Raw genomic sequence first — 10792 nt, forward strand, 5'->3', positions numbered from 1 at the left:
CTGCTGTGACTCGTCGTCGCGCTTCGCCAGCCACGCAAAGCGACTCGCAGCGACTGTCCGCCAGGTACGAATCTCGACGCTTAGGGCGCGCCGGCTCGGGCCACGGCAAGCGGATACACCTCGCGGATCGTGCACTGCAGGCCCATATATGACGGCGCTTGTCGCGCCAGACCGGCGCGATCGGATGGCAGGATGACCACCGCATCGCCGACGTTGCCGCAGATCAATCCGTTGTTGGCGCCTGAGCGGAAATCGATGTCCTGGAAGCGACCAAGTTCGTTGCAGGTGCTGTCGAGTTCAACCCGGTAGCGCGTGTTTCCGCCAGCCCCCCGGCCGGTGACCTCGATCACCAGGCCCTGCCCCACTTCCGACCACGACCGTACCCGCCGTGATGCGAAGCAGAAATCTTCGCTGCCCTTGAAGCCCGCGGGCCGTCGCCGCTTCACTTCGACGGTATCGAGCTGCTGCAGCGCGCCCGCATCGCGCGCCAAGCGCGCAAACTCGCGCCCATCTGCCGGTGCCAGCGCGGCGATCGGGCACATGCCTTCGACACCCTCCACGCGAAGAAATGACCCTTCGCCGCAAACCCACCCATCACGGGCCAGCAGAGTCAGTTCCGCGGCTTCGGCGACTGCGGCGGGACACGCCTCGGCGAGCTCGATGCGATAGCGATGGCCGTGGCGGGTCGCCACCGCCAGCTGCCAGGCGGAGGGCACATGGAAGCGTTCAACCAAACGCGCGTCGAGGCAATCCTCCGAGGGTGCGGCCGAGCGCTCGGTGGCCAGCGCGAGCCCTGAACCCAGGCTCAGCGCACCGATAGCGCAGATGACAAGACGGCTGCGCATCGCTCAGCTCCGCTTCAACGGATAGACCTCGCGAATCTGGCAGCCCGATGCCTGCGTTGCCGGGACACTGTCGAGCATGCTGACCAGAGCCCCGGTCACCGGCCGCGCCTGCGCCACCACTTGATCGCCGGTGTGACCACAGATCAGGCCGTTGCCAACGCCCGAGCGAAGCACGATGTCCTCGGCTGCGCCAAGCTCGATGCAGCTCGACGCAAGCTCGATGCGATAGCGCGTGTTGCCGCCCGAGCGCAGCGGCGAGACGTCCACAACCAGGCCGTCACCGTCCTCATGCCAACCGCGCACGTGGCGGGAGGCAAAGCAGAAATCGGTGGTGCCGCGGAATCCGCGCGGGCGCCGTGCCACCACCTCAACCGGTGCAAGGGTGACTGCATCCCCTGCACTGCCGTTGCGACTGGCTTCGCGCGCAAGCCGAGCGAACTCGCGGCGATCGACCGGCGCAAGCGCCGCGACGCTGCACACGGCGCTGCCAGCCGTATCGGCACCTGACACTTGGACTACCTCGTCGCCGGCCCCACAGGCCCAGCCATCCGGCGCCAACAGTTGAATCTTCACATCGGGCTGGGTGACCGCCGGGCAGGCCTCGCCGAGTTCGATGCGAAAACGCTGGTCATCCTGCAAAGCGACCACCAGTTGCCAAGGAGAGACGACATAGACTCGCTCGGCAATGCGGGCGTCCATGCAATCCGCCTGCGGCGCCGCTGATCGCTCGGACGCGAGTGCCAACGAGGACGAAGCTGCGGTGGCCGACACGATGGTTGCAAGCAAGAAATGCTGAAGCGTCATAGTCAAGCCCTGAACGAATGGCCGCACAGCCGGCGTCCGGAGTTTGCACAAGCATCGCCCCCTCCACCAGCCCCAACTTCTGGGCAGACAATAGCGGCGCTTCGGTGCCGTTCAGCTTGGATTTGTGCGCTAGCGACGCCCACTTCGCTGAGCCTGAAAGGAGGCATGAGCCTTCTGAAGACCGGCTGCAAACCCAGTCTCTGCAATGATGCCGATTGCTGCGTTAGTGCGAGTCGGTCACCCCGGTTCAGCGTGCGCTGATCACCAGGCTGCCGAAGGCGATGCCGACGTCCCAGCCCTTCCCGGTGCCGCTCAGCGCCAGCGAAACCTCGCCCTTGGTCACCACCTGGCCCTTGGCCGAACGCCCTGCACCGGCATGCGCCTCGGCGCTGGCGTAGGCGCCCAGCAGCTCGCCGATATCGTTTACGCCCGAGAACTCGCCGACCCCGTTCTCGATCCGCGAGCGGCCGAACGAGATGCCGCCGCCGCGCGCTTCCAGGCGCACCCGCATCGATTGCCCGTTGTTGCAGCTGATCGTGCCGTTACCAGTCGAACGTTTGTAGAACACCGACCAGCTGGACAGATCGAAACGCATCTCGCAGTCGATCTCGCTGCCGTGTACGGCCGGCGCGGCGACGATGCCGAGCAGCAAGCTGAGGGCGGCGGCGGAACGAATGAATGGCATGGGCTCGGGCTCCTCGAAAAGAGCCGCCATTCTCGTCCGCGCACCCGCGGCGACGCCAGCCCACCTGCCCACGCAGTCGAGCGCGCGCGGCCGCATCACTGTCTGTCTGAGGCAACGGACTGATGCACGAAGTTGGATAGATGATCCCCACCGTGCTGCCTATGCTGGAAATCCCTAGCTCTGGCCTCCAGATAGCGGAACGGGCGCGAGTTGCCAATGGATGCGCCCCTCACACGGAAGACAAATGAAGCGAAATCGCGCCTTGCTCCCCACCGCTCCGATCGCGGGAGCCCTCCTCGCGGCTCTGCTCGCATTGCCGCCGCTGCCCGGGCAGGCGGCGGAACTGAGCGAACCTGAAACCTCGATCCAGCTGGGCATCAGCGATGTTCCGAAAACGCCGAACACGCAGTTCGCCCTGCTCACCCACCGCCGCCCGCAGGCCAGGCTGCCGCTTGGACTCGACTTCGTCGCCGCGTCGCTGGGCAGCATCGCGGGACGCAGTGATTCCGAGCCCGGCAGCCGCGAGCGGGTCAACTTCGTTTCGCTGCAGCTCGGCTATCAACTCGGCCGTTTCAGCCTCGCCTCCGGACTGGCCGCCGTCAGCCACACCACAGTCAGCCTCAGCAGCGGCTACCAGTTCCACAGCCACCTCGGCATCCGCCTGCGGCGCGCCGCCGAGCTTGGGCTTGGGCACCTGTCGAACGCCGGGCTGCGCTCACCCAACCGCGGCGAGAGCTACATCGCGATCGGCTTCCGCTTCTGATGCGGGACACGTTGGCGCATGGGCTCAACGCACGCTGGACGCTCTGCTACGCTGCCGGTCACCACGACTACCTGCCCGCCGATGAACAGCCCCAAGCAGCCCAACAACGCCGCCCTCGACCGCATCGTCGCCAATGCCCGCCGCGAAGCTGACCAGCGGGCCACCGGCTATCGCGAACGCGCACTGGGCATGTACCCGTGGATCTGCGGCCGCTGCGCGCGCGAGTTCACCCGCGCCAACTTGAGCGAGTTGACGGTGCATCACCGCAATCACAACCACGACGACAATCCGGCCGACGGCAGCAACTGGGAGCTGCTGTGCCTGTACTGCCACGACAACGAGCACTCGCGCTACGTCGACCACACGGGCGTCAGCGCTCAGGCGGCTGAGGAGCGTCAGGCCGCGGCGACCAGCAATCCGTTCGCCAATCTCAAATCACTGTTGAAACGCGACTGAACATTCGCGTCAGATCGCCAGATCAGATGCGCTCGCCGAACGGCAAGTAGCGCCACTGCCCTTCCGGCATCTTCGCCAGCGGCACCCGTCCGATCCGGATCCGTCGGGCCGAGACCAGCTTCAGCCCAACCTGCTCGCACATCGACGCCAGCTGGCCGTCGCGCACACCCTTGATCGCGAAGCGCAGCCGGGTTTCGTTCTGCCAACTCACCTTGCAGGGCGGCAGCACGCGCCCGTCGAAGCTGACGCCATGACCAAGCTTGTGCAGGCCATACATGGCGATGCTGCCGCTGACCTCGACGATGAATTCCTGCTCGATGCGGTTGCCCTCTTCGCGCATCCGATGAACCAGGCGCCCGTCCTGGGTTAGCATCTGCAGACCACTCGCGCGGCTCTCCAGCGGCAGCACCGGTGTCAATCGGCCCAGATGCCGGCGCAGATGACGCACTTCGCTGGGATCCTCAGCCCAGCGCGACTCGGCGGTGACCAGACCCAGTGCACCGGCGACGCTCTCGGTGGCAAAGGTCGACATGCCCGCCGGCTTGTGCAGCAGCAGCGTCGCCGGCTCCACCGGCACGGCCTCAGCCTCGGGGTTCAGCTCAACCCGTTGATCGGTGATCGGAAACTCCGGCCGGTCGATGACCTCGCCATCCACCGTGACCTGCCCGCCTTCGACATAGCGCTCGGCCTGCGCACGCGAGCAGCCGGTAAGCTCGATGACGCGTTTGGACAGACGGACAGGCTCGGACATCAGGGCTTCGCTGCGGACGGGGCCGCGCAGTGTAAGCCTTGGCGCGCATTGCCGAGCTCGGAGGTGTCTCAGCGCATCTGCTGCCAGCGGTAGAAGCGGGTGTCGGCCAAGGCCAGCAGCTCAAGGTCCTCAGGGGTGTCGCCATAGGCGAATACCGATCGGTATTCGGACAGCCGGTAGCGCTCGCGCACCCGCCGCGCCTTCTCCGCAGCAACGCACTGCGCGCCTTCGAAACGGCCGCTCAGGCGATCGGCGCGCGCCTCAAGCCGCGAACACAGCAGCTCCAGACCCTGCGATTCACACCAGGGCCGCAGGTACACATCCCAGCCGCCGGACACCACCACCACGCGATCACCGCGCGCACGGTGCCATTGCAGGCGCTGCATGCCCTGCTCCAGCAGCACGCCAGGCAGGTAGTCCCGCGCGAAGGCCTGACCGAGCGCCTGATAGCGCTGCGCCGGCATGCCGGAAAAACCGACTCGGGCTATCGCCTCGCGAATGCGCACGCCGGAGAGCCAGCCGCGCCGATAGGCGAAAACCAGCGGCGCCAGCGTGCACTGGCCGAACAGCAGACGGGCGGGCGGCACCGCAAAGCGGACGAAGGCCGGCAGGGTTTCGCAGGTGGTTAGGGTGCCGTCGAAGTCGAACAGGGCGAGATGCATGCGCGCGATGGTAGTGGCTGAAGCACGTTCGCGAACACACAGTCGGGCGCGCGCCACGCCGATTGACCAGCGTGTGGACGCGCGCCCGACCTCAGATCAGCAGCCCTCAGCGGGAGCCGCTACGACCGGCCAGCGACGAAAGCAGAATCAAAGCTGCGCCGGTGGCGGCTGCCATCCCCATCGACTGCAGCGGGCGTTCGCGGATGTAGGCCGCGCATTCATCGCGGAATCCGGAGGCGCGCGCACTGACCTCATGCGCGCCGGACTTGGCCATCGTCTCGACCTTGGCCGCTACTTCGTGGATAGCAGGGCCGACATGCTCGCGAGCACTCTCGACGTCATCGACCAGGGCGTCGATCGCCTTTCGCGAACCGCTGTCGAAGCCATCGAGCTTGCGGCCGGAGCTGCCGGCAGCGCCGTCACGGAGCGCGTCGGACGGGTTGAGCGGGGTGGTGGGTGCCTGGGTCATTGGACTTCCTTGGGTGGGAGAAGGTGCCGTCGGGATGCACCGGGGTGCCCGCTGACAAGGGGGGATCAGACGGACCCGACGGCAGGTGATGAGCTTGGGGCCAGCGCTGATGCTTGTCAGTGCGAAAGCGAACATTCACCTACCGAATCGAATTCGTGTTGGGCCAGTGCGTCGTCTGATTGACGCAGCAGAGTCCACACACGATGAGGCTGGGTGCCCCGCCGCACAGACCGGATACGTTCCGGTCGCACATGATCCGGTCCATCAACCGCCACGCGCCGGCACCGATCCGTTGCTCGCGCCCCACCCGAGGAGTGTCCAATGAACTACGAACAGCGCGATCCGTATGGCATCTACAAGAACAAAGCCGTATTCACCAGCGGGCCCAGCACGGTGCACGGGCCCGGCCCACAAGTGATGGGAGCCAACACCCTGATCGGCAACAACGTCTACAACAGCAAGGCTGAGAGCATCGGCGACATCAAGGAAATCATGCTCGACATGCGTAGTGGCCATGTCAGCTATGCGGTGCTGTCGTTCGGCGGCTTTCTTGGCATGGGCGAGAAGCTCTTCGCGGTGCCGTGGGCGGCTTTGAAGCTCGATACCGAGAACAAGCGCTTCACCCTTGACGTAGACCGCGCCAAGCTCGAAGCCGCGCCGGGCTTCGACAAGAACCACTGGCCCGACATGGCCGACAGCGCCTGGGAACAGGGCATCCATTCCTACTACGGCACCCGCTACAACGGCGACAACCGCCCCAACTGATCCACAGTCCCCCGGAGCCGCCCGGATCTTTCCCCGCATGGATGCAGGGCTGGATCTGGGCTGCTTTTGTGTGCGGACGCAAACGCCACGCCGCCGGCGCCGACGCGTTTCCGTGCGTTCGCGCTCGGCGAGGATTGCGGTGTCGATGCGTGCCGGCGCTACACTGCCGCAGTGCCCGCACTCCGGAAGTCCTCATGGCCAACCTGACTCGCATCCGCACCCTCGCCCTGATCGGCGCCGCTGGCAGCGGCAAGACCACACTGGCCGAGCAGCTGTTGCACGCAGCGGGGGCCATTCCGCAGGTAGGCACGGTCGAGAAAGGCAACACCGTCAGCGACTACGATCCGCTGGAAAAGCGGATGCAGCACTCGCTGAGTTCAAGCCTGCTGCTCTTCGATCACGCCGGCCTGCGGGTCTATCTGATCGACACCCCTGGCGCCCCCGACTTCAGCGGCCACTCCCTGCCCGCGCTTGAGGCGGTGGAAACCGCCGTGGTTGTCATCGATGCCCAGCGCGGCATTGAGCTGATGGCGCAACGGGCGATGGACACCGCGCTGGCCCGCGGTCGCGATCGGGTCATCGTGATCAACCGGATCGATGCCCCGGGTATCGACCTGCCGGCCCTGCTTGAGCAGATCCAGACCACCTTCGGCCGCGAGTGCCTGCCGCTCAATCTGCCCAATGCCGGCGGCGTGCAGGACTGTTTTTTCGCCTGCTCAGGTGCCTCCGATTTCGGCTCGGTCGCGGAGTCACATCGTGCTCTGGTTGAACAAGTGGTCGAGGTGGACCCTGACTTCGTCGAGCGCTATCTCAACGAGGGCGATGTGCCGGCGAGCGAGCTGCACGCGCCGCTGGAGCAGGCGCTGCGCGAGGGCCATCTGGTGCCGATCCTGTTCACCGCGGCCAAGTCAGGCGTGGGCGTGCCCGAACTGCTGAGCTGTATCGAGAAACTGCTGCCGAATCCGCTGGAGGCCAATCCGCCCGCGTTCGAGCGCAGCGAAGGCGAGACATCGGTGGCGGTGGAAGTGCGCATCGATCCGAATGAACACGTGCTGGCGCATGTGTTCGCGGTGCGCAGCGACCCCTTTCTCGGCAAGCTCGGCCTGGTCCGCGTGCACCAGGGCACGCTCAGCCGGAACATGCAGCTCTATGTCGGCCATGCGCGCAAGCCGGTGCGGGTGGCGCATCTGTTCACCCTGCAGGGCAAGACCCAGCTGCCGATCGACGCGGCCACCGCCGGCGAGATCTGCGTGGTCGCCAAGCTCGATGAACTGCACACCGACGCGGTGCTGCACGACGCCGCCGAAGACGCGCATCTGCATCTGGCGTCGCTGAAACTGCCGACCCCTGTGCATGGTCTGGCGATCGCCCCGGCCCGCCACGGCGATGAACAGCGCCTGTGGGACGTGCTGCATCGGCTGGTGGAGGAAGACCCCTGCCTGCTGCTGGAACAAAGCACGCAGACCGGCCAGATGCTGGTCTACGGTCTCGGTGATCTGCACCTTCGCGTGCTGCTGGAGCGCCTGCGTGAGGCCTACCGCTTCGAGGTGCTGACCGAACCGCCGCGGATCGCATATCGCGAGACGATCAGCACCGCGGCCGAAGGCAATCATCGCCACAAGAAGCAGACCGGCGGTGCCGGCCAGTTCGGCGAGGTCTATCTGCGCGTCGAGCCCTTGCCGCGCGGGGGCGGGTTCGAGTTCATCAATGCGGTCAAAGGTGGGGTGATTCCGAGTGCGCTGATCCCGGCCGTTGAGAAAGGCGTGCGCGAGGCCTGCGCCCAGGGCGTGATCGCCGGCTATCCACTGGTCGACATCAAGGTCAGCGTCTACGACGGCAAGTACCACAGCGTCGACAGCAAGGAAGTCGCCTTCGTCACTGCGGCCAGGAAAGCGCTGCAGGCCGCCGTGCGCGACGCGCGCCCGACCCTGCTGGAGCCCATCGTGCAGGTCGATGTGCTGACCCCTGAACACAGCGTCGGCGATGTCAGTGGCGATCTCGCCAGCCATCGCGGCCAGGTCACCGGCACTCGCGCCGCCATGCCGGGTCAGCTGCGCGTGCAGGGCCTGGCGCCGCTGGCCGAGCTGGTCAACTTCCAGACCCGCCTGAATGCGCTGACCAGCGGCCAGGCCAGCTACACGCTGAGCCTGAGCCACCATGAGCCGGTGCCGCCAAATCTGCAGCAGCAGCTGGTGTCTGCGTACCGGAGCCACGAGGACGAGTGAACCCGCCGGCAATCGATGCGAGCGCGAACGGGCGCAAGGCCAGGCCCCATGCGACAATCGCGCCCCCATTCAACACCGTAAAGGACCCACAGCATGAAAGCTGCCCGCAACCGTCGTCGCAAAAACCGCCTGCGCAGCAACTTCCGCTCGCGCAGCAAGCTGTAATCAATCAAGCGCTTTGATTGACCCAGGGCGCCAACCGACGCGATCAGCATCGGTTGGCGCCCTGTTTGTTTGGAACCCCGCTGAACGACCGAGATCACTCAGCGTCGCGTGCACTGGATCCGCCTGCCGCGCAGGGGTCCAGTCCGCAGTGATCCGCTCAGGCTGCGCTCCCGAAGATCAGGGGCAGGCAATGCCCGGCGGGCGGCCAATCCGCTGCAGAGTCAGGCTCTGCCCGCCATCGACCCCTGACAGCCTTGCGGTGGCGGCACCACAGCTGTCAAAGCGCAACTCCAGCGTGCCCCACGCGCTGCGTTGAATCGCCGCCGGGTTCAAGCCATTGAAGCGCCCGCCGCTGACCTGCTGCAGCGGAATGCGCAGCGTCTCGCCGAAGCTCGGCCGCCCGCTGTGAAGGCCGGTCAGGAACAGGTTCTGGCCGGAATCACGGTGGCCGAAGAACACCACGGTCATCACATCCCCTTCGATCCAGTCGATCTGGAAGCCCTGCCCATTCGTGGCGGGTTCGTACCACAGCCCTGCCAAGGCCAGCGGATTGCTCGGCGAGGCCGACGGCGCGGTGGACAGTTCGATCCGGCTCACCGCCATGCCGAGGGTGCCGTTCTCATAGACCGGATGCCCGGCAAACACGGCATCGCTGCCGCTGACAAGGCTGATGTAGTCACCGATGAACTGGAACGCTGGATGGTTCCCTGAACTGCCGAGGACACCATTCGGCGCCCACCACGTCAGCTGCGACGGGATCGGTTCCGGCGTCAGCCGTGTCCGCTGCCAGCTGGCGCCCGCGTCCAGGCTGCGTGCATACCAGAGGTGCACATCCACCGACTCGCGTTCATCCGCCTGCGGGCCCGTGCCGGTTTCGAAGTAGATCAGGTGCAAGCCGCCGGCCGCATCGATATCCAGCCAGGGCATGAACTGGTCGGAGTAGGCCGCAAGCCCCGCGCTGAGATTGCGCGCGGCGCCCCAGCTGCGGCCGCCGTCACTCGATACGCGCAGCAACACGTCGACATCAAGATCGCGCGGCGCACCCGCGCGGCGTGCGGTCACATCATGCAGAACCGCGAACAGGCGGCCATCGACCGGCGACTGTGCCACCACGGCTGCCGGCGCAACGCGAAAGCCACCGGCGACCGCAGATCCCGTGAGCTCAGTGAAACTGCCAGCGAAGTCGTGCAGGCTGGCAGGGAAGCGCAGCGAGCTCGAGGCCTCCGAATCGCCTGCAACGAACAGCGCCTGCGCGGAGTTGTCGCCGGCACGCCCGAGATAGCTGATGAACAGGCGGCCATCGGCCAGCACCAACGGCTGCAGCAGGTTAAGGACGTTGTTGACGTTTTGAGGATCCGCCCAGGTCTCCCCACCATCGCGACTGGCACGCACGCCACTGATATCGGTGTGATAGATCACCGCTTGGCCCTGGGTATCGGTGCCAGCCGCCAGCCAACCCTTGTCCAATCTCACGTAGAAGGGCTGCTCGACGATGCGGCCAGCACCGATGCGGTCAGGCGAGCCCGGAAGGCTCTTGGCCATCCACAGGGTCCGTTCAAAGTTCTCCCGGTCCAGCATCTTGCTGACGAGCAGGCTGTCGCTGCCGGGGTCGTATTCCAGCGTGGGATCGAAGTGGATGCTCCGAGGCACATCACTGAATGGGCTTGGGATCGGCTGAAAGTTGCGTCCCCCGTTGGTGCTGTAGGCGAGCGCCAATCGCGTCAAGGTGCTGCGATCCGGCTGCTGCCGTCCGGTCATCCAGACCGCATACAGGCCCTCCGGGCGATCGTTGCGGGCCGGCACAACTTTGAGCTGCACCTCGTAGTTCTGCGTCAGCGGGTCCGGCGTATCGAGACGCGCCCGACTGACCCGCAGCTCGGTCGTGGCCAGCACGCTGGTACTGGGCAGATGGCTTTGCGGCACCCGCTCCGGCACACCGCGGTAGTACTTGCCGAACGGCACCGGCGCGAGTGCCGGCGGGCCGAAGTCAAGCCGTGCTGAAGGCGAAGAAGCACAGGCGGACAACACCAACATCGAAGCGAAAACACACCAAAAAGAACGCATTCCGAAACCATCCAATCGGAACGCGTCAACCCCTTTGAGACAGCCTGTTCACCAGATAGCTGTCATTCGTTCTCCTGAGTGGCGGATTCGCTCATGCTTGCGATCTCGTTGCTTCCGAGTTCACTGGGCAGGGTCACG

11 protein-coding genes are annotated in these 10792 nt (G+C 65.9%); 4 read left to right on the top strand and 7 right to left on the bottom strand.

Features of this window, described 5'->3' with window-relative positions:
• Positions 1-80: 80 nt before the first annotated feature.
• The 3 genes from ACIQ7H_RS05985 to ACIQ7H_RS05995 all read right to left on the bottom strand — a co-directional run bounded on the left by ACIQ7H_RS05985 (position 81) and on the right by ACIQ7H_RS05995 (position 2334).
• Positions 81-845 (bottom strand): hypothetical protein, encoded by a 765-nt coding sequence (locus ACIQ7H_RS05985; protein ID WP_395789397.1) that lies wholly within the window; start codon positions 843-845, stop codon positions 81-83.
• Positions 846-848: 3 nt separating this feature from the next.
• The gene (locus ACIQ7H_RS05990) at positions 849-1544 is read right to left on the bottom strand and encodes a hypothetical protein (protein WP_395789399.1); all 696 of its coding nucleotides are present in this window, start codon (positions 1542-1544) and stop codon (positions 849-851) included.
• A gap of 352 nt (positions 1545-1896) precedes the next feature.
• A complete protein-coding gene (locus tag ACIQ7H_RS05995) occupies positions 1897-2334 on the bottom strand; it encodes a hypothetical protein (protein WP_395789401.1) in 438 nt (145 codons plus the stop codon).
• Positions 2335-2578: 244 nt separating this feature from the next.
• On the opposite strand from ACIQ7H_RS05995, the gene ACIQ7H_RS06000 reads away from it, so the two are divergent.
• Entirely contained in the window at positions 2579-3097 is a 519-nt protein-coding gene (locus ACIQ7H_RS06000; RefSeq protein ID WP_395789403.1) for an acyloxyacyl hydrolase, read from the top strand.
• Between the two features lie 81 nt (positions 3098-3178).
• A complete protein-coding gene (locus tag ACIQ7H_RS06005) occupies positions 3179-3553 on the top strand; it encodes a YajD family HNH nuclease (protein WP_395789405.1) in 375 nt (124 codons plus the stop codon).
• 22 nt (positions 3554-3575) lie between these two features.
• Here ACIQ7H_RS06005 and ACIQ7H_RS06010 read toward each other — a convergent pair whose 3' ends face one another.
• The 3 genes from ACIQ7H_RS06010 to ACIQ7H_RS06020 form a co-directional block, all read right to left on the bottom strand.
• Complete coding sequence (locus ACIQ7H_RS06010; protein WP_395789407.1) at positions 3576-4304, bottom strand: rRNA pseudouridine synthase; 729 nt, start codon at positions 4302-4304, stop codon at positions 3576-3578.
• A gap of 68 nt (positions 4305-4372) precedes the next feature.
• Entirely contained in the window at positions 4373-4966 is a 594-nt protein-coding gene (locus ACIQ7H_RS06015) for an HAD family hydrolase (protein WP_395789409.1), read from the bottom strand.
• A gap of 106 nt (positions 4967-5072) precedes the next feature.
• Positions 5073-5435 (bottom strand): hypothetical protein, encoded by a 363-nt coding sequence (locus tag ACIQ7H_RS06020; RefSeq protein ID WP_395789411.1) that lies wholly within the window; start codon positions 5433-5435, stop codon positions 5073-5075.
• Positions 5436-5756: 321 nt separating this feature from the next.
• On the opposite strand from ACIQ7H_RS06020, the gene ACIQ7H_RS06025 reads away from it, so the two are divergent.
• Both ACIQ7H_RS06025 and fusA read left to right on the top strand, forming a co-directional pair.
• Positions 5757-6200, top strand: coding sequence for a PRC-barrel domain-containing protein (locus ACIQ7H_RS06025; protein ID WP_395789413.1), 444 nt, complete (start codon positions 5757-5759; stop codon positions 6198-6200).
• A gap of 194 nt (positions 6201-6394) precedes the next feature.
• The gene (gene fusA / locus ACIQ7H_RS06030; protein WP_395789415.1) at positions 6395-8425 is read left to right on the top strand and encodes an elongation factor G; all 2031 of its coding nucleotides are present in this window, start codon (positions 6395-6397) and stop codon (positions 8423-8425) included.
• Between the two features lie 342 nt (positions 8426-8767).
• Here the strand turns inward: fusA and ACIQ7H_RS06035 are convergent, their stop codons facing one another.
• Positions 8768-10654, bottom strand: coding sequence for a sialidase family protein (locus tag ACIQ7H_RS06035; protein ID WP_395789417.1), 1887 nt, complete (start codon positions 10652-10654; stop codon positions 8768-8770).
• Positions 10655-10792 lie beyond the last annotated feature (138 nt).

The sequence above is a fragment of the Aquimonas sp. genome, from assembly GCF_044377145.1.
Classification (GTDB): Bacteria; Pseudomonadota; Gammaproteobacteria; order Xanthomonadales; family Xanthomonadaceae; genus Aquimonas.